Annotated in this window: 15 protein-coding genes and 2 pseudogenes; 6 read left to right on the top strand and 11 right to left on the bottom strand. The window is 67.6% G+C overall.

The genetic code is table 11. From position 1 onward, the window contains the following. Window positions 1-347: 347 nt before the first annotated feature. Together ACZYZ9_RS04740 and ACZYZ9_RS04745 are read left to right on the top strand one after the other, a co-directional pair. Window positions 348-737: pseudogene (locus ACZYZ9_RS04740) on the top strand (PAS domain-containing protein); the annotation flags it as partial. Further along, window positions 717-2,012, top strand: coding sequence for a putative bifunctional diguanylate cyclase/phosphodiesterase (locus tag ACZYZ9_RS04745; RefSeq protein ID WP_463825446.1), 1,296 nt, complete (start codon window positions 717-719; stop codon window positions 2,010-2,012). The pseudogene ACZYZ9_RS04740 and the gene ACZYZ9_RS04745, both read left to right, overlap by 21 nt. A 15-nt stretch (window positions 2,013-2,027) precedes the next feature. Here ACZYZ9_RS04745 and secG read toward each other — a convergent pair whose 3' ends face one another. Together secG and ACZYZ9_RS04755 are read right to left on the bottom strand one after the other, a co-directional pair. Continuing rightward, window positions 2,028-2,261: a preprotein translocase subunit SecG gene (gene secG, locus ACZYZ9_RS04750; RefSeq protein WP_085252171.1), complete on the bottom strand. Its 234-nt coding sequence runs from the start codon at window positions 2,259-2,261 to the stop codon at window positions 2,028-2,030. A 54-nt stretch (window positions 2,262-2,315) separates the two neighbouring features. Beyond that, the gene (locus tag ACZYZ9_RS04755) at window positions 2,316-3,389 is read right to left on the bottom strand and encodes a S1C family serine protease (protein WP_463825058.1); all 1,074 of its coding nucleotides are present in this window, start codon (window positions 3,387-3,389) and stop codon (window positions 2,316-2,318) included. 152 nt (window positions 3,390-3,541) lie between these two features. On the opposite strand from ACZYZ9_RS04755, the gene ppc reads away from it, so the two are divergent. Both ppc and ACZYZ9_RS04765 read left to right on the top strand, forming a co-directional pair. Further along, on the top strand, window positions 3,542-6,349 hold the full coding sequence (gene ppc / locus ACZYZ9_RS04760; protein ID WP_463825447.1) for a phosphoenolpyruvate carboxylase: 2,808 nt from the start codon (window positions 3,542-3,544) through the stop codon (window positions 6,347-6,349). Window positions 6,350-6,377: 28 nt separating this feature from the next. Continuing rightward, a complete protein-coding gene (locus tag ACZYZ9_RS04765) occupies window positions 6,378-7,190 on the top strand; it encodes a DUF1206 domain-containing protein (RefSeq protein ID WP_463825059.1) in 813 nt (270 codons plus the stop codon). Between the two features lie 15 nt (window positions 7,191-7,205). On the opposite strand, the pseudogene ACZYZ9_RS04770 reads toward ACZYZ9_RS04765, so the two are convergent. From ACZYZ9_RS04770 to tkt, 7 genes and pseudogenes are all read right to left on the bottom strand, one after another. Beyond that, window positions 7,206-8,009: pseudogene (locus ACZYZ9_RS04770) on the bottom strand (PIG-L deacetylase family protein); the annotation flags it as partial. Further along, a complete protein-coding gene (locus tag ACZYZ9_RS04775; protein ID WP_463825060.1) occupies window positions 8,006-8,404 on the bottom strand; it encodes an ATPase in 399 nt (132 codons plus the stop codon). The pseudogene ACZYZ9_RS04770 and the gene ACZYZ9_RS04775, both read right to left, overlap by 4 nt. 24 nt (window positions 8,405-8,428) lie before the next feature. After that, entirely contained in the window at window positions 8,429-9,175 is a 747-nt protein-coding gene (pgl, locus tag ACZYZ9_RS04780; protein ID WP_463825061.1) for a 6-phosphogluconolactonase, read from the bottom strand. Next, window positions 9,172-10,083 (bottom strand): glucose-6-phosphate dehydrogenase assembly protein OpcA, encoded by a 912-nt coding sequence (opcA, locus tag ACZYZ9_RS04785; RefSeq protein ID WP_463825062.1) that lies wholly within the window; start codon window positions 10,081-10,083, stop codon window positions 9,172-9,174. The genes pgl and opcA overlap by 4 nt, the downstream gene beginning before the upstream one ends. A 25-nt stretch (window positions 10,084-10,108) precedes the next feature. Beyond that, window positions 10,109-11,641 carry a glucose-6-phosphate dehydrogenase gene (gene zwf / locus ACZYZ9_RS04790; protein ID WP_463825063.1) on the bottom strand — a complete coding sequence of 511 codons (1,533 nt, stop codon included), beginning with the start codon at window positions 11,639-11,641 and terminating at the stop codon, window positions 10,109-10,111. Next, entirely contained in the window at window positions 11,638-12,756 is a 1,119-nt protein-coding gene (gene tal / locus ACZYZ9_RS04795; protein ID WP_463825064.1) for a transaldolase, read from the bottom strand. Before tal ends, zwf begins: the two co-directional genes overlap by 4 nt. A 16-nt stretch (window positions 12,757-12,772) precedes the next feature. Beyond that, on the bottom strand, window positions 12,773-14,863 hold the full coding sequence (gene tkt / locus ACZYZ9_RS04800; protein ID WP_463825065.1) for a transketolase: 2,091 nt from the start codon (window positions 14,861-14,863) through the stop codon (window positions 12,773-12,775). Window positions 14,864-15,116: 253 nt separating this feature from the next. Here tkt and ACZYZ9_RS04805 point away from each other — a divergent pair, with 253 nt between their 5' ends. Then, a complete protein-coding gene (locus ACZYZ9_RS04805; protein WP_463825066.1) occupies window positions 15,117-16,064 on the top strand; it encodes a heme o synthase in 948 nt (315 codons plus the stop codon). Between the two features lie 78 nt (window positions 16,065-16,142). Here ACZYZ9_RS04805 and ACZYZ9_RS04810 read toward each other — a convergent pair whose 3' ends face one another. Then, complete coding sequence (locus tag ACZYZ9_RS04810) at window positions 16,143-17,120, bottom strand: quinone oxidoreductase family protein (protein WP_463825067.1); 978 nt, start codon at window positions 17,118-17,120, stop codon at window positions 16,143-16,145. A gap of 20 nt (window positions 17,121-17,140) precedes the next feature. Between ACZYZ9_RS04810 and ACZYZ9_RS04815 the strand changes: the two genes are divergently transcribed. After that, a complete protein-coding gene (locus ACZYZ9_RS04815; protein WP_463825068.1) occupies window positions 17,141-17,971 on the top strand; it encodes an ATP-grasp domain-containing protein in 831 nt (276 codons plus the stop codon). Here ACZYZ9_RS04815 and ACZYZ9_RS04820 read toward each other — a convergent pair. Beyond that, complete coding sequence (locus tag ACZYZ9_RS04820) at window positions 17,921-18,856, bottom strand: COX15/CtaA family protein (protein ID WP_463825448.1); 936 nt, start codon at window positions 18,854-18,856, stop codon at window positions 17,921-17,923. The genes ACZYZ9_RS04815 and ACZYZ9_RS04820 overlap by 51 nt on opposite strands. Window positions 18,857-18,865 lie beyond the last annotated feature (9 nt).

The following is an 18,865-nucleotide window of genomic DNA, read 5'->3' on the forward strand; positions in this document are numbered from 1 at the left end:
GTCCACGAGCCTTTCCGAAGTCGCGCTAATTATACGCTCGCCCAACACCCGTCAGCGCTCGCAACCCGATTCCGTCGACGGCCCCGGGGAATTACCTGCGCCCCGTGCGCCCTTTTTCGGTCCTTCCGTGCGAGAGTTAGCTGTCGCTGCTAACAGCTGTTGAATAGTAGTAGGTTGCGATCGGGATTTGTCCCGCCGCGGGGTCGGGTCGCGGTAGGGGTCGAGAGCCGAGCTTGGTCGTGATGGGGAGGGAGGGTCGCGACGACATGAGCGGAATGCGCGACGTGAGCGGCGTGCCGGCGGAGGCCGCTCAGGAGGCAACGGACGAGGACGGCGTGATTGCGTCGATGCTCGCCGGCGGCGCGAGTGGGCGGGACGCGGAATTGTTGCGCGCGGTATTCGCGCAGTCGGGCATCGGTGTCGGTCTTTCCGATATGTCCGGCAAGATCCTGGTGGTCAATGCCGCGTTCGCGCGCATGTTCGGCTACGAGGTCGAAGAATTCATCAAACTGCACATCACCGATCTCAACCACCCCGACGACACGTCGGAGGTGTGGGAGCAGTACGGCGCGCTGATGCGAGGTGACGTCGACCGGGTCAGTTTGGAGAAACCGCACCTGCACCGCGACGGACGCACCATCTGGAACAGTGTCAACGTCTCGCTGATCCGAGATGCGAATAGCGTACCCATTCACACCCTCGCGCTGTTCGAGGACGTGACCGATCGGCACGAGCTGGAACAGCAATTGCGTCATCAAGCCCTCTACGACCCGCTGACCGGACTGCCGAATCGGACGCAGTTCTTCGAGCGTCTCGACGCGGCATTCGAAGATCCGCAGTCGCGCGTCGGCATTTGCTACATCGACCTCGACTGCTTCAAAGACGTCAACGACACGCTCGGCCACGACATCGGTGACAAGGTCCTCGTCCGGGTGGCCGACCGGTTGGCGTTGTGCCTGCAGCGGCCCGACCAGATGGTCGCCCGGTTGGGTGGCGATGAGTTCGTCTTCTTCGTCCCGCAACCGGGCGGCGCCAACGAAGTCACCGACCTCGCCGACTCGGTGCTGCGTGTCCTCGAATCGCCCTTCGACATCGACGGGCATTCGATCAGCATCTCGGCCAGCGTAGGCGTGATGGAACAAGAAGTCGCCGAGATGTCCCAGGTCGACCTGATGAAAGGGGCCGACATCACGCTGGCCCGCGCCAAGCAAGCCGGCCGCAACCGGTGGGCCCTCTACGATCGCGACCACGACAACACCCCGATCTCGAAGGCGCTGGAACGAGGCGAGTTCTTCGTCCTCTACCAGCCGATCGTGCGGCTCGCCGACAACTGCATCATCGGCGCCGAGGCGTTACTCCGCTGGGCGCACCCCACGCTGGGCACCCTGCTTCCAGAGCGCTTCATCAGCCTGGCCGAGCGCAACGGGATGATCGTTCCGCTCACCACTTTCGTGATCGAGCAGGCTTTCCGTGACCTGCAGGATTGGCGCCTGAACGCGACGGCCGACCCGCCGCCGTTCGTCGGCGTGAACGTCTCCGTCCGCAACATCTGCGACTCCGGTTTCATCTCGGTCATCAAGAACGGGTTGGCCGGGTCGGGTCTGCCGCCGCACTCGCTGCACCTGGAGCTCACTGAGAACGCGATCCTGGGCAAGGACGAGACGTCGATCACCAGGCTGCAGCAGCTGTCGGCGATGGGCGTCGCGATCGCGATCGACGATTTCGGCACCGGCTTCTCCAGCCTGGCCTACCTGCGCAATCTGCCGGTCGACATAGTCAAACTCGCGGGCGAGTTCATCAAGAATCTCGGGGGCAATATCCAGGGCCGGCTGGCCGACGAGCAGATCACCCGAGCAATGATCGATCTGGCCCATACTCTGGGCCTCAGCGTCACTGCCGAGCAGGTCGAGACCGCCAGTCAGGCCGCACGGCTGCGCGCCTTCGGCTGCGACGCAGCGCAGGGCTGGCATTTCGCGAAGCCGATGTCTGCCGCCGAACTGTTCAAGCAGTAGCCGTCTACCCGAGCGTCACTTGTATTTGATCAACAACGCCATACCGACGATGGACACCAGCCAGATACCGGTGATGAACAGCGTCAACCGGTCGAGGTTCTTCTCGACCACCGTGGACCCGGACAAGCTGGACTGCACACCCCCGCCGAACAGTGTCGACAGGCCGCCGCCCTTGGCGCGGTGCAGCAGCACCAGCAACACCACGAGCACGCTGGTGACCACCAGAGTGATCTGCAGGGCCAATTCCATACCGGGGAGCCTACCTAACCTGACCCGAAGACCCGGGACCGGCAGTCGCAAGGCTCAGTTCGGCGGACCGGCCGCCAGGGTGACGGGCACGGTGCGGGTGATCCGCTCTCGGTCGAGGTAAGTCACCATCACCACGTCATCGGGACGGTGCCGGTCGAGCACATCGGTGAGCACGGTCCCGTCCGGGACCCGCGTGCCGTCGATCGCGGTGATGACGTCGCCGCCCGCCAGCCCCGCCGCCTCGGCAGGCGAGCCGCGCAGGACACCCTGCACCGGGACACCTCCGGAGCCGCCGTCGTTGCTGACGCCGACGCCCAGGATGGCCGTCGGGCCGACGTGCACCGAACCGCTCGGGGTGCCGGATCGGATGGCGTCCGCGATGGTCAACGCCCGATTCAGCGGGATGGCGAAGCCTCCGGTACTGACCATTCGATAGGTCTCCGAAGCGGCGGTGACGATCCCGACGACGCGGCCGCTGTTGTCGACCAGCGGCCCACCCGAATTCCCGGGACGAACGTTGGCGCCGAACGCGATCAGATCGGACAGCTGCTCGGTGCTGCCGGTGCTCTGGTCGGTGGCGACAATGCTCTGGCCCAGCGCTTGGACAGCGCCGCCCGCGGGCGACAGTCCGCCGCCCTCGGGGAATCCGACGGCGGTCACCGGGTCGCCCACGCGCACACTCGCCGAGTCGGCGGTAGGGGCGACGGGTAAGTCCGCCGCGCCGCGGAGTTGCAGGACGGCGATGTCGCTCTTGCGGTCGTACCCGAGCACGTCAGCAGGGTAGGCCTGGCCGTTGCCGATATCGGTGACACTGATGTCGGTGGCGCCGCGGATGACATGGTTGTTGGTCAGCACGATGCCGTCCGGACTCAGCACGATGCCCGTGCCGGTTCCCGTCGCACGTTCGAACGGGATGGCGGTGTCGATGCGCACCACCCCTGGCTCCACCCGCGTGGTGTCGACGACCAGGCTCGGTGCCGTCTTCACCCCGTCGAGCAGTCCCGCCGATGCCTCCGGCGCGCCGACGCCGAATCCGGCGAGGAACAGGACGAAGGCAAAGACCAGGAGGTGGCGGCGAATCCGCGACCCCGGCGACGCAGGCACGTGACAGCCATTCGGGAAAAACATGTGGAGTCCTTCGATAGGGGCTAGCGCAGTCTGGGGGCCGGTCAACTCAAGCCGTCCGCGACCGACGGCCGGGATGGCCTTCTTTACCCGGGCCCCGACTGCCTAAACGCTGCCAAATGGCCGTCAAGCCGGTCGGCACCGATACTGGGACGATGGTCGAGGCCTCTGACACCGCCCTGGAACCCATCGGCGACGTGCACCGCACGAAGGTGGGTCGCGACGCGACCGAGCCGATGCGCGCCGACATCAGGCTGCTGGGCGCCATTCTCGGCGACACCGTGCGCGAGCAGAACGGCGACGAGGTGTTCGATCTGGTAGAGCGGGCGCGGGTGGAATCCTTCCGGGTCCGGCGCTCGGAGATCGACCGCGCCGAGGTCTCGCGCATGTTCGACGGCATCGACATCCATCAGGCCATCCCGGTCATCCGCGCGTTCACCCATTTCGCGCTGCTGGCCAACGTGGCCGAAGACATCCATCGCGAACGCCGGCGCAACATCCACGTCGAGGCGGGCGAACCCCCGCAGGACAGCAGCCTGGCCGCCACCTACGCCAAGCTCGACGACGCTGACCTGGATTCGGCGACGGTGGCGCAGGCCCTGCAAGGCGCGCTGGTGGCCCCGGTGATCACCGCCCATCCCACCGAGACGCGGCGGCGCACGGTCTTCGTCACCCAGCACCGCATCACCGAGTTGATGAGGCTGCACTCCGAGGGGCACACCGAGACCGACAGCGGACGCAGCGTCGAACTCGAGTTGCGTCGCCAGATCCTCACCTTGTGGCAGACCGCGATCATCCGGTTGTCCCGGCTGCAGATCAGCGACGAGATCGCGGTCGGGCTGCGCTACTACGCGTCCGCCTTCTTCGAGGTGCTACCCAAGGTCAACGCCGAAGTGCGGGACGCGCTGCGGGCCCGCTGGCCCGACGCCGACCTGCTGTCGGGTCCGATCCTGCAGCCGGGCTCCTGGATCGGCGGCGACCGGGACGGCAACCCGAACGTGACCGCCGACGTGGTCCGGCTGGCCACCGGCAGCGCTGCCTACACCGCGCTGGCGCACTACCTCGCCGAACTCGACCACCTCGAGCAGGAGCTGTCGATGTCCTCGCGGCTGCTCGCGGTGACTCCCGAACTGGCCGAGCTGGCCCAGGGATGCCAGGACAAAGCGCGCGACGACGAGCCGTACCGCCGCGCGTTGCGAGTGATCCGGTCCCGGTTGAGCGCGACCGCGACTGCGATCCTGGATCAGGAGCCGCTGCATCTGTTGGACCTGGGTCTGCCGGCCTACGCCACACCGGGGCAGTTGCGCGCGGACCTGGACACCATCGACGCGTCGTTGCGCACGCACGGCAGCGCACTGCTGGCCGACGACCGCCTTGCGCTGCTGCGAGAAAGCGTGCACGTCTTCGGTTTTCACCTGAGCGGCCTGGATCTGCGCCAGAACTCCGACGTGCACGAGGAGGTGGTCGCCGAACTGCTGGCCTGGGCCGGTGTGCACCCGGACTACGCCTCGCTGCCCGAAGACGAGCGGGTCGAACTGCTGGTGGCCGAGTTGAGCACCCGCCGGCCACTGGTCGGCGACCGGGCCAGGTTGTCCGAGCTGGCGCGCAAGGAACTCGACATCGTCGGCGCCGCCACCCACGCGGTCCAAACCTACGGTCCCGCAGCGGTTCCCAACTACGTCATCTCGATGTGCCAGTCGGTGTCCGACATCCTGGAACCGGCCCTGCTGATGAAAGAGGTGGGCCTGCTCGACGCCTCCGGCGACGAACCCTACTGTCCGGTGGGGATATCGCCGCTGTTCGAAACGATCGACGACTTGCACAACGGCGCGGCCATTCTGCAGGCGATGCTGGAGCTTCCGCTGTACCGCGGCATGGTCGCCGCACGCGGTGACATGCAGGAAGTGATGCTGGGTTACTCCGACTCGAACAAGGACGGCGGATATCTGGCCGCCAACTGGGCGGTCTACCGCGCCGAGCTGGCCCTGGTGGACGCAGCCCGCAAAGGCGGAATCCGGTTGCGGCTGTTCCACGGTCGCGGCGGCACGGTGGGCCGCGGCGGCGGCCCGAGCTATCAGGCGATCCTGGCGCAGCCGCCCGGGGCGGTGAACGGTTCGCTGCGGCTGACCGAGCAGGGCGAGGTGATCGCGGCGAAGTACGCCGAACCGCAGATGGCCCGGCGCAACCTGGAGAGCCTGCTGGCCGCGACGCTGGAGTCCACGCTGCTCGACGTCGAAGGTCTCGGCGACGACGCGGAACCGGCCTACCGGGTGCTCGACGAGATCGCCGCCCTGGCCCAGCGGGCATACGCCGAATTGGTCCATCACACAGACGGTTTCGTGGAGTACTTCAAAGCCTCCACGCCGGTCAGTGAGATCGGGTCGCTCAACATCGGCAGCCGGCCGAGTTCACGCAAGCCGACGGAGTCCATCGCGGACCTGCGCGCCATCCCCTGGGTGCTGGCCTGGAGCCAGTCCCGGGTGATGTTGCCCGGCTGGTACGGCACCGGTGCGGCCTTCGAGCAGTGGATCGCCGCGGGCCCGGACAGCGAAGCGGACCGGCTTGCGGTGCTGCACGACTTGTATGAGCGGTGGCCGTTCTTCCGCAGCGTGCTGTCCAACATGGCGCAGGTGCTGGCCAAGAGCGATCTGGGCCTGGCGGCCCGCTACGCCGAGCTGGTCGACGACGAGGCCCTGCGCAACCGCGTTTTCGACAAGATCGTCGACGAACACAAGCGCACCATCACGATGTACAAACGCATCACCGGTGAGGAAGATCTGCTGGCCGACAACCCGTCGCTGGCGCGTTCGGTGTTCAACCGGTTCCCCTACCTCGAACCGCTGAACCACCTGCAGGTCGAACTGTTGCGCCGCTACCGCTCCGGGGAGGACGACGAACTGGTGCAGCGCGGCATTCTGCTCACGATGAACGGGCTGGCCAGCGCGTTACGCAACAGCGGATAACGGGCATCCCCGGTACCGAGGGGGTTCCATGTTCGAGAACGCACGGTCGGTCAGCGGGGTGCAGGTCGCGCAGAACGAGGTGTTCGAAAAGTTCGCGCGCGCCGGGTTCGTCGTCTCCGGCCTGCTGCATCTGATCGTCGGCTACCTGGCCATCCGGATCGCACTCGGCGACGGCGGTACCGCGGACCAGTCCGGGGCGCTGGCCACCCTGGCGGACCAGCCCGGCGGTCCGGCCGCGCTGTGGGTCGCCACCGGCCTGCTGTTGACGCTGGGCCTGTGGCGATTGATCGAGACGTTTCTCGGACGTGCGGTCGACCGCGAGTCGTCGGACTCGTCGCCGGGATTGCTGGACCGGGCCAAGGCTTTCGGGGTGGCCGCGGTGTATCTCGGATTCGCCTATTCCGCATGGGGTTTCGCGCGCGGTGCGGGCCGGGCCTCGAGCGAACAGAGCTCGACCATGAGTGCACGCCTGATGCAGTCCACGGCGGGCACCATCGCGCTGGTCGCCGCCGGGGTGGCGGTGGTCGCAATCGGGGGATACCACATCTACAAAGGGGCGGCGCGCAAGTTCGTCGACGACCTCAACGGCACGTCGGGCAAGGTGGTCCGCCACCTCGGGGTGGCGGGCTACGTCGGCAAGGGTGTGGTGCTCGCGGCCGCGGGCCTGCTGGTGGTCGTGGCCGCGTGGCGTTCCGAGCCGAGCCGGGCCACCGGTCTCGACGGCGCCCTGCGCACGTTGGGGGCGCAACCCTTCGGTTCAGCCCTGCTGATCGCCGCCGGCCTCGGGATCATCACCTACGGTCTGTTCAGTTTCGTGCTGGCCCGATCGACCAAGATGTGAGGGCTGCGCACCGCTGTCGAAGATGTCGTCGAGCAGCGGGCCCGGAGCTGCCGCCGGGTCGACGAACCATTCGTAACTGAACACCGCGCCGAATACCTGCGGGGGCAACCGCATCAACACCCCGTACAGCCGGGCGGCCAGTCCGTCACCGAGCTGGGAACGGTGCGCGGCGAAGGCATCTCGCTTCTGCCGCGCGAACCGTCGCACATTGACCCGGTGGGTGATGGTGGCCCGCGGCGCATAGGAGCTGTCGATGATCTCCGGCTCGTAAGGCGCCGGCAGCCGCAACAGTCGGCACAGGTCGCTGACACGGCGCAGCAGTTCCCGGGGCATCGTCACCTCGAGTAGCCGTGGCGTACCGGCCAATTCAGCGGCGCGCTTGCCCACGTGGTGCACCTGCACATGGTCGCGGTGACCGTAGCCGCCGTTGGGCTGATAGCTGATCAGCAGCTGGGCGTCTTCGGCGCGCAGGATGTCGGCCAGCCGCGCCGCCGCCTCCTCGACGTCGGCGCGGCCGAACCGCACCCGCCCCGGCGGGTCCGGATAGAAGTCCGACCCGTACCCACTGTCGGCATAACCCAGGCATTCCACCCGGTGGGCGCCCAGAGTCCTTGCACTCGAACGCAATTCGTCCAAGCGAGTGTCGTCGGCGTCCGAGCCCATCCGCCCGTCGGTAGCGCTGACCACGACCACGCGGTGTCCGGCGGCCGCGGCCTTGGCCAGGGTGCCGCCGGTCAGGATGACCTCGTCATCCGGATGTGCGTGAAACGCCACGACGGTGGACGCGGCCCTGGCGCGGGCGCCGTCCGGGCGGGTCACACGCTTCTGTTGCGGAGCTTGTCCAGCACGCCGCGCATCATGTGCTCGGTCACGTTGATCGGCGCCATCATCGTCTCGCCCCAGCTGACGATGTTGTCCATCCGCTCCAGAATGGCTTCCACCGGCTGCAGTACGCCGAGCAGCCGCTTGGCGAGGTCATCGAGGCTGGACAGGGTGCGGTCCAGATGGTTCAAAGCGTCTTCCATCCGTTCGACCGTGGCATTGAGCGCCTTCAACGACTTGTTCAGCTCCACCAGGGAAGTGCTCAAGCCGTCCAGCACATCCTCGACCTGCTCCACCGTCTTGTCGGCGTTCAGGGCCGCCTGGGTCAGCGTCTTCACTCTTTGCCGAGCCGGCTTCGGTCGGGTGCCGCTTGTGTCTGCCATGGAGGTCATTATTACTCCCGCAGGCGAAGCCACCTACCCCCGGGAAAGCTTGCTGGCCGCACCTTCGTCCAGGAACCACACCGTGGCCTCGCGGCCGACAGCACCGGCAGCCGGCAGCGACACCGGCTCGGCGCCGTTGACCGCGGCGGCCACCGCGTCGGCCTTGCCTTCGCCGGACACCAGCAGCCAGACTTCCCGCGAACGCTGGATTGCCGGCAAAGTCAAGGTGATTCGCAGCGGCGGCGGCTTCGGGCAGTCCTCGACCGCGACCACGATGCGGCTGGTTTCGCGCACCGCCGGGGTGTCCGGGAACAGCGAGTTGACGTGGCCTTCCGGACCCATGCCCAGGAGGTGCACGTCGAAGCTGGGCGATGTGTCACCCGCTGCGGCGTTGGCGGCCAGCACCTGCTCGTAGGCCAGCGCGGCGGCGTCGATGTCGGAGCCGAACTCGCCGTCGTCGGCGGCCATCGGATGCACCTGGCTGGCCGGAATGTCGACGTGGTCGAGCAGCGCCTCGCGCGCCTGCTTCTCATTGCGCTCGTCGTCGTCTTCGGCGACGTAGCGTTCGTCGCCCCAGAAGATGTGCACTTTCGACCAGTCGATCTGATCCGCCCGGGTCGCCAGGTGGCGCAGCAACCCGATGCCATTGCCGCCGCCGGTCAACACGATCAGCGCCTGACCGCGCGCCTCGATCGAGTCCCGGACGGCACCGATCAGTCGCTGGCCGGCCGCCTCGGCCAGGGCGTCGCCGTCGGCGAACGTCTGGATCTCGGTGCTCATGCGTACTGCACTTTCTTGATCCCTTCCAGTGCGGACAGGTAGATCTCGTCAGCGTCGAGCCGGCGCAGATCTTCGGCCAGGCATTCACCGGTTACCCTGCGCGGCAACGGAACCCGGGCGTCGGGCTTCGCGGTGCGGCTCAGCGTGGCGGTGGTGCCGTCCTGGGGCCGACTCAGCGTGATGGTCTCGCTCGCGCGCACCAGCTCCACCTTCAGGTCGCCGACTTCGCGGCGTACCGGTCCGTCGATCCGGCTGGCCAGCCACCCGGCCAGCACGTCCAACGCGGGCTCGGTCCGCAACCCGGAGATCAGCGCCGATTCGATCGGCTCGTGGGGTGGCAGATCGACGGCCGAGGTCAGCAGCGCGCGCCAATAGGTGATGCGGCTCCAGGCCAGGTCGGTGTCGCCGGCGGTGTACCCGGCCAGCCTGCTCTTGATCGCCGACAGCGGGTCTTCGCCGTTGGTGGCGTCGGTGATGCGGCGAATTGCCAACTTGCCCAACGGATCCTGTGCCGGCACCTCGGGAGCGATGTCCGGCCACCAGGCCACCACCGGGATGTCGGGCAGCAGAAAGGGCACCACGACGCTGTCGGCATGCCCGGACAGCGCGCCAGACAGGCGCAGAATCAGCACCTCGCCGGCGCCGGCGTCGCGCCCGACCCGGATCTCGGCGTCCAGCTTGGGCTTGTCCGCGTACGGGTCGCCGCGCATCGCCACGATGATGCGGCTGGGGTGTTCGTGGCTGGCGTCGTTGGCGGCCTGGACCGACTCTTCCAGCACGGCGTCGCTGTCCGGTGCGATGATCAGCGTCAGCACCCGGCCCATCGTCACGATGCCGGCCTCTTCGCGCAGTTCGTCGAGTTTCTTGTTGACCGCGGTGGTGGTGGTTTCCGGTACTTCGACGATCATCCGCGCCGCCCCTCCTCGCCGGCGATCATGGCCGCCGCCATTCCCGGCCGGTGCGGCGCAGCATCTCGAACGCCGACTCCGGACCCCAGGTGCCGGCCGCATAGGGCTCCGGCTTGCCGTGCGCCGCCCAGTTGTCGAGCACGGGATCGAGTATCTGCCAGGCCAATTCGACCTCTTCGTTGCCCGGGAACAGCGACGGCTCACCGAGCAGCACGTCGAGGATCAGCCGCTCGTAGGCCTCCGGCGATTCCTCGGCGAACGCCGAGCCGTAGGAGAAGTCCATGTTGACGTCTCGGACCTCCATCGCGGTGTCGGGAACTTTGGAGCCGAACCGCAACGTGATGCCCTCGTCCGGCTGCACCCGGATCACCATGGCGTTGGCGCCGAGTTCATCGGTCATGGTGGCGTCGAACGGCAGATGCGGGGCGCGCTTGAACACCAGCGCGATCTCGGTGACCCTGCGGCCCAACCGTTTTCCGGTCCGCAGATAGAACGGCACGCCCGCCCAGCGACGAGTGTCGACCTCCAGGGTGATGGCCGCGAATGTCTCGGTGGTGGAATCCGTCGCGAAGCCCTCCTCCTCGAGCAAGCCGACCACCCGTTCCCCGCCCTGCCACCCGGCCGTGTACTGGCCGCGGCTGGTGGTCTCGTCCAGCGGCTCGGCGAGCCTGATCGCGGAGAGGACCTTGATCTTCTCCGACTCCAACGACTTCGGGGTGAAGCTGACCGGCTCTTCCATCGCGGTCAGCGCCAGCAGTTGCATCAGATGATTCTGGATCACATCCCGGGCCGCGCCGATGCCGTCGTAATAGCCTGCGCGACCGCCCAATCCGATGTCCTCGGCCATGGTGATCTGCACGTGGTCGACGTAGTGGGAATTCCAGATCGGGTCGAACAGCTGGTTGGCGAACCGCAGCGCCATGATGTTCTGCACTGTCTCTTTGCCCAGGTAGTGGTCGATGCGGAAGACCGCGTCCTCGGGAAAGACCGCGTTGACGGATTTGTTGAGTTCCTCAGCGCTGTGCAGGTCGTGGCCGAAGGGCTTCTCGATCACCACCCGGCTCCACCGGTCGTCCTGCGGGCGGGCCAGTCCGGACTTGTGCAGCTGGTCGCACACCACTGGAAACGACTTCGGCGGAATCGCCAGGTAGAACGCGTGATTGCCGCCGGTGCCCCGTTCGGCATCGAGCTTCTCCAGCGTCTCGGCGAGCCGACCGAATGCGTCGTCGTCGTCGAAAGAGCCTGGCACGAAACGAAATCCCTCGGCCAGCCGGTCCCAGTTCTCCTGGCGGAACGGAGTTCGGCAGTGCTCCTTGACGGCCTGGTACACCACGTCACCGAAGTCCTGTGAGCTCCAGTCCCGGCGCGCGAACCCCACCAGGGAGAAGGTCGGCGGCAGCAGACCGCGGTTGGCCAGGTCGTAGATCGCCGGCATCACCTTCTTGCGGGCCAGATCGCCGGTGACACCGAAAATCACCATGCCGCACGGGCCGGCGATGCGGGGGAGTCGTTTGTCGCGCTTGTCGCGCAGCGGGTTCTGCCAGGACTCCTGACTCATTTGTCGGCGGAGTCGAGCTGCGCCTGAGTTTCCTCGAGCAGTTCCTTCCAGGAGTCCTCGAACTTCTCCACGCCTTCTTTCTCCAGCGCGATGAACACGTCGTCCAGATCGATGCCGATGGAGTCGAGCTTGTCGAAGACCTGCTGGGCCTCCGCGGCGGTGCCGGTGACCGTATCGCCGCTGATCTGACCGTGGTCGGCGACGGCGTTCAGCGTCTTCTCCGGCATGGTGTTCACCGTGTTGGGGGCCACCAGTTCGGTGACGTACAGGGTGTCGGAATAGTCCTCGTTCTTGACCCCGGTGGACGCCCACAGCGGCCGCTGCGCCCGGGCGCCGTCGGCCTTGAGCGCCTCGAAACGCTCACCGCCCTCGAAGACCTCTTGGTACGCGGCATAAGCCAGGCGGGCATTGGCGACCGCGGCCTGCCCGAGCAGCGCTCGCGCGTCCTCGGAGTCGATCTTCTCCAGCCGCTTGTCGACCTCGGTGTCCACCCGGGACACGAAAAACGAAGCCACCGAGTGGATCTTGGACAAATCGTGGCCGGCCTCTTTGGCCTTCTCCAGCCCCTCCAGGTAGGCGTCCATCACCGCGCGGTAGCGCTCGACGGAGAAGATCAACGTGACGTTGACCGAAATGCCTTCTGCCAGAGTCGAAGTGATGGCAGGGATGCCCTTTTCGGTGGCCGGGATCTTGATGAACAGGTTGGGCCGGTCCACGATCTTCCACAGCTCGATCGCCTGCTGCGCGGTCTTGTCCGCGTCGTGCGCCAGCCGCGGGTCCACCTCGATCGACACCCGGCCATCCACGCCGTCGGAGGATTCCCACTGCGGCCGCAACACATCACACGCGTCGCGCACGTCATCGGTGGTCACCGTACGAATGGTGGCGTCCACGTCGGCGCCACGCTCGGCCAGCTCAGCGATCTGGTCGTCGTAGGTGTCGCTGTCGGCCAACGCCTTCTGGAAGATGGACGGGTTGGTGGTGACTCCCACGACACTCTTGGTGTCAATCAGCTCCTGCAGATTGCCGGACCGGATTCGGTCGCGGGACAAGTCGTCCAGCCATACCGATACCCCCGCCGCGCTCAGTGCAGCCAGATTCGGGTTCTGGGTCATCTTGAATCACCTTTTCTCAGTTATCGAGTGCTTCTTCCGCCGCGTCGGCGACGGCTTCCGCGGTGAAGCCGTACTCCTTGAACAGCGTCTTGTAGTCGGCGGATTCGCCGTAGTGCTCGATGGACACGATCTTGCCGGTATCGCCGACGAGCTTGTGCCAGGACTGGGCGACACCGGCTTCGACGGCCACCCGCGCCGACACCGACGGCGGCAGCACCTTGTCGCGGTAGTCGGCCGGCTGCGACTCGAACCACTCCACGCACGGCATCGAAATCACCCGCGCGATAATGTCCTTGTCCGCCAACAACTTCTGCGCCTCGACGGCGAGCTGGACCTCGGAGCCGGTGGCAATCAGCACCACGTCGGGCTCGTCGCCGCCGTCATCACCGAGGATGTAGCCGCCGCGCGCCACCCCGTCGGCGTCGGTGCCGGCCAGGATGGGAACGTTCTGGCGGGTCAGGATCAGCCCCACCGGGCCGCTGCCATTGCCCCGGGCCAACACGGTGCGCCACGCGTACGCGGTCTCGTTGGCGTCGGCCGGTCGCACCACCGACAGGTTCGGTATCGCGCGCAGCGCCGAGAGGTGCTCGATCGGCTGGTGCGTCGGACCGTCCTCGCCGAGTCCGACCGAGTCGTGCGTCCACACGTAGATGGTGTCGATGTCCATCAGCGACGCCAACCGCACCGCCGGACGCATGTAGTCGGAGAACTGCAGGAACGTGCCGCCGTACGCGCGGGTGGGTCCGTGCAGCACGATGCCGGACAGGATCGCGCCCATCGCGTGCTCGCGCACACCGAAGTGCAGGGTGCGGCCGTACCAGTCGGCCTGGTAGTCCTTGGTGGAGATCGACGGCGGACCGAAGGATTTGGCGCCGTCGATGGTGGTGTTGTTGCTGCCCGCCAGGTCGGCCGATCCGCCCCACAGCTCCGGCAGCTTCGGTCCGACCGCATCCAGCACCTTGTTGGAGGCTTTGCGGGTGGCGATCTCGTCCTCGCCCGGCTCCCAGCTCGGCAGGTCGGCGTCCCAGCCGTCGGGCAGCTCCTGCGCGGTCAGGCGGTCCAGCAACGCCTTGCGCTCGGGTTCGCGCTCGGCCCACGCGTCGAAGTCGGTCTGCCACTTCTCGTGAGCAGCCTTACCGCGCTCGACCAGCTTGCGGGTGTGCGCGATCACGTCGTCGCGCACCTCGAACGTCTTGTCGGGGTCGAACCCGAGGATCTTCTTGGTCTCGGCCACCTCGTCGTCGCCCAGGGCCGCGCCGTGCGCCTTGCCGGTGTTCATCAGGTTGGGCGCGGGGAAGCCGATGATGGTGCGCAACGAGATGAACGACGGCCGGCCGGTCTCGGCCTTGGCGTTGGCGATCGCTTCTTCGATGCCGACGACGTTCTCGCCGCCCTCGACTTCTTGCACATGCCATCCGTAGGCGCGGTAGCGCGCCGCGGTGTCCTCGCACAGGGCGATGTTGGTGTCGTCCTCGATCGAGATCTGGTTGCGGTCGTAGAACACGATGAGGTTGCCCAGTTGCTGCACCGCGGCCAGCGACGACGCCTCGGACGTCACGCCCTCTTCGATGTCGCCGTCGGAGGCGATCACGTAGATGTGGTGGTCGAACGGGCTGCTGCCCGGTTCGGCGTCGGGGTCGAACAGACCGCGCTCATAGCGCGCCGCCATCGCCATCCCGACCGCCGAGGCCAATCCCTGGCCCAACGGGCCGGTGGTGATCTCGACGCCCTCGGTGTGCCGGAACTCCGGGTGCCCGGGGGTCTTGGAGCCGAAGGTGCGCAGCGATTCGATGTCGGAGAGCTCCAGCCCGAACCCGCCCAGGTAGAGCTGCAGGTACAACGTCAGGCTGCTGTGCCCGGCCGACAGCACGAACCGGTCGCGGCCCAGCCAGTGGACATCGCTGGGATCGTGGCGCATGGCCCGCTGGAACAGCGTGTAGGCCAGCGGGGCCAGGCTCATGGCGGTTCCGGGATGGCCGTTGCCGACCTTCTGCACGGCGTCGGCGGCCAGAACCCGGATGGTGTCGACCGCAGCCGAATCGATCTCGGTCCAGTCGTCGGGGTGGTGCGCTTGAGTGAGCTCGGAGATCTCTTCGGCAGTGGTCACTAATTCAGTCCTCAGTCCAGTCCACAGTCGGGGGTCATAAAACTGATCAATTTCACCCTAGTGCCGGTTGGCGGCCGGTAGCAGGTCCAGAATGGGGTGTACCCAATGAAGCCGGTGTGAAAATATCTCGTTGGGGTTCAGCACCGCGAAACCGCCGAATCGACCCCTGCGGGTCCGCGGGCGCGCTCGCGACGTCTACCATCGTGCGTAGTAGAAGCTGCGCGCGGCTGCGATTTCACCGAGGAGTTAATGCGTGAGCGTTCGCGGGCGCCCAGATATCGTGGCGCCGGGCCGGACCGAAGGCCTGTTGCAGGGCCGGGTCGTCGGCAAGGTGCTGGCCTATGTGGCGTTGACCAAGCCACGGGTGATCGAGCTGCTGTTGGTCACCGCGATTCCGGCGATGCTGCTGGCGCACCGTGGCGCCGTCGAGCCGTTGCTCATCCTGAACACGCTGCTGGGCGGCATCATGGCGGCGGGCGGCGCCAACACCCTGAACTGCGTGGCCGACGCCGACATCGACAAGGTGATGAAGCGGACCGCGCGCCGGCCGCTGGCCAGGGCGGCGGTGCCCAGGCGTAACGCGCTGATCTTCGGCCTGGTGCTCAGCGCGGGCTCGTTCGGCTGGCTGTGGTGGACCACCAACCTGCTCTCCGGCGTGCTGGCCGTGGCCACCATCGCGTTCTACGTGTTCGTCTACACATTGCTGCTCAAGCGGCGCACCTCGCAGAACGTGGTGTGGGGCGGGGCGGCCGGGTGCATGCCGGTGATGATCGGCTGGTCGGCGGTCACCGGCACCATCGGGTGGCCGGCGCTGGCAATGTTCGCGGTGATCTTCTTCTGGACGCCGCCGCACACTTGGGCGCTGGCGATGCGGTACAAAGAAGACTACAAAGTGGCCGGCGTGCCGATGCTGCCCGCGGTGGCGACCGAGCGTCAGGTCACCAAGCAGATCCTGATCTACACCTGGCTGACGGTGCTGTCGACGCTGGCGCTCGCGCTGGCCGCCGGGTGGCTGTATGCGGCGGTCGCGGTGGTGGCCGGGGTCTGGTTCCTGGCGATGGCCCACCAGCTGTACGCAGGCGTGCGCGCCGGCGAGGAGATCAAGCCGCTGCGGCTGTTTCTGCAGTCCAACAACTACTTGGCGCTGGTGTTCTGCGCGCTGGCCATCGACTCGGTGATCGCGCTGCCGACGTTGTTCTGACCCTCGACTCTCTGCGCCGAGCGTCCCGAAATGTACGTCGACACGCCGTGCGGCACCGGCATTTTGAGGACGCTGGACCTAGGGCAGCAGCACGATCGAGCCGGACGTCTTCCGCCCCTGCAGATCGATGTGCGCACGCGCGGCGTCGGCCAGCGGATAGCTGTGGCCGACCTCGACCCGCACCGCCCCGCTCTCGATCACCTCGAACAATGCGGCTGCGCGCGAACTGAATTCGGGTCCAGTGCGGATGAAGTGGGCCAGTGAGGGCCGGGTCAGGTACACCGAACCGGCGTGGTTGAGCCGCTGCGGGTCCACGGGCGCGACGGGTCCGCTGGCAGCGCCGAACAGGGCCAGCGTGCCGCGCACCGAGAGGCTGGCCAGGCTCGCGTCGAAGGTGGTCGCCCCCACGCCGTCGTACACCGCAGCCACCCCCGCACCGTCGGTGAGCGCGCGGATTCGCTGACCGAACTGACCGGCGTCGTCGGGGTAGGGGAGCACCTCGGCGGCCCCGGCCTGCCGCGACAGCGCCTCTTTCTCCGGCGTCGACACCGTGGTGATCACCCGCGCTCCCAGTGCGGTGGCCCACTGCGTCAGGATCAGGCCCACCCCACCGGCGCCAGCGTGGATCAGGATGCTCTCGCCGCTCTGCACCGCGTACACCGACTTGAGCAGATACTGCGCGGTCAGGCCTTTCAGCAGTGCCGACGCGGCGACCTCGGAGCTGACTGCGTCGGGCACCTTGGCGGTCAAATATGCTGGGGCAGTGCAGAATTCGGCGTACCCGCCGTTGGCTGACGGGCTCGCCACCCGGTCGCCGACGGCAATGTCGTCGCCCGCTTCGGGGCCGGCCGCGACCACCGTTCCGCACACCTCGGAGCCCAGCACGAAGGGCAGCGGGCGCGGGTACTGGCCGGAACGGAAGTAGGTGTCGATGTAGTTGACGCCGATGGCCTCCGCCTTGATCAGCAGCTCGCCGGGGCCGGGCTCGGGCTGGGCCACCTCGGTGTAGTTCAGGACCTCGGGACCGCCGGTTTCGCTGACTTCGATCGCACGCATGGGGGATATCATGCCCGGGCATGAAACTAGCCCGACCGGACGTCTTCCATCCGCGCATCGTGCTGGCGGGCAGTCCTCAGCGTCCCGCCGGCGACGGCGACGACGCGGGGCTGGTGGCCGCGCTGCGACACCGGGGTCTGCAGGCCCGATGGCTGTCCTGGGATGACCCGGAGGTCGCCGCGGCACACCTGGTGATCCTGCGGGCCACCCACGATTACGCCACCCGGCTCGACGAGTTCCTGACCTGGGCGCACGGTGCGCAGCAGGTGCTCAACCCGCCCGCTGTCGTCGCCTGGAACGCCGATCGGCGCTACCTGGACGATCTGGCGGCTCGGGGGGTGCCGACGGTGCCGGGCTCGACGTGCGCGCCCGGCGAGCGGGCCCGGTTGCCGCGCGAGGGCCACATCTTCGTCGGACCCGTCGTCGGCACCGGGACGCGGCGATGCAGCGTTCCGGCAGCGGCCCGCACTGAAGTCGACGAGCAACACCGCGCCGGCCGGACCGTGTTCGTCCAGGCGGGCTCTGGCCCGGAAACGGTGCTGGTATTTCTCGGTGGCAGGCCGTCGCACGCGTTCGTCCCGCGGGGCGACACCCTGCATCAGGGGGAGGTGGATTTCGAACTTTGGGACGTCGGCGCCGCCGCGCTGGCCGCCGCACCGGGGGAGCTGCTGTATGCACGGGTTCATCTGGTCGGTCACCGGGTGCTCGAACTGCAGCTGATCGACCCGGCGCTGGGCTGGCTGCGCCTGGACACCCAGACCCGTGAGCAGGCTCAGCGGCAGTTCGCGCTGGCCGTGGAGTCAGCCTGCGAAGGTCTCGGGCTCGGCCCGTTCTCGCATCGACGCCCATAACGCCGCGGTAGCCGCGGTGCACGCCGCCGCGCCGGCCACGTGGAGGGCGACCAACACCGCGGGGACCCCGGTGTAGAACTGGGCGGTGCCGACGGCGGCCTGGGCGGTCACCAGCGCGAGCAGGACGCCGAGCCGCCGCAGCGTGTCCCGGCAAGCGTGCACCGCCACCAGCCCGAAGCACAGGCCCACCAGCAGCGCGAAATAGGACACCAGCAGCGACGAGTGGGCGTGCACCAGGGTGGTGACCTCGACCTTGAGCCGCGGGACCGTGCGGCTGGGGCTCTTGTCGCCGGCATGCGGGCCGGCCGCGGTCACCAGCGTGCCGGTCACCAGAACCGCGGCCAGATTCAGAGCGCTGAGCACGGTGAGCAGGCGCAGCGGCCGGGGCACCCGAACCCGGACCACACCGTCATCCGGCTCGCCGACCTTGACGTAGAGCAGCACCGACAGCCACACCATCGTCATCGACGCCAGCAAGTGGATCGCGACGGTCCACCACAGCAACCCGGTGCGTACGGTGATGCCGCCGATGACCGCCTGCACCACGGTCGAGGCCGGCATCAGCCACGCGTAGACCAGCACCTCGCGGCGGCGTCGCGCCCGGGTGACCGCCAGTACGGCCAGCGCGGCGGTGACGACGACCGCGAAGGTGATCATCCGGTTGCCGAACTCGACGGCCTGGTGGATGCGCGGCACTTCGGCGTGGGCGACGGGGGTGAAGCTGCCCGGAAAGCACTGCGGCCAGGTCGGGCAGCCCAGGCCCGAGGCGGTGACGCGGACGATCGCGCCGGTGACCGCGATGCCGCCCTGGGTGAGGATGACGGCGGCGGCGATCCAGCGTTGGATGCGCAGGCTGGGGTCGGGGAGCCGGTCCACCAGCCGCATCAACGCCCC

Source organism: Mycobacterium sp. IDUB_28 (assembly GCF_055419285.1).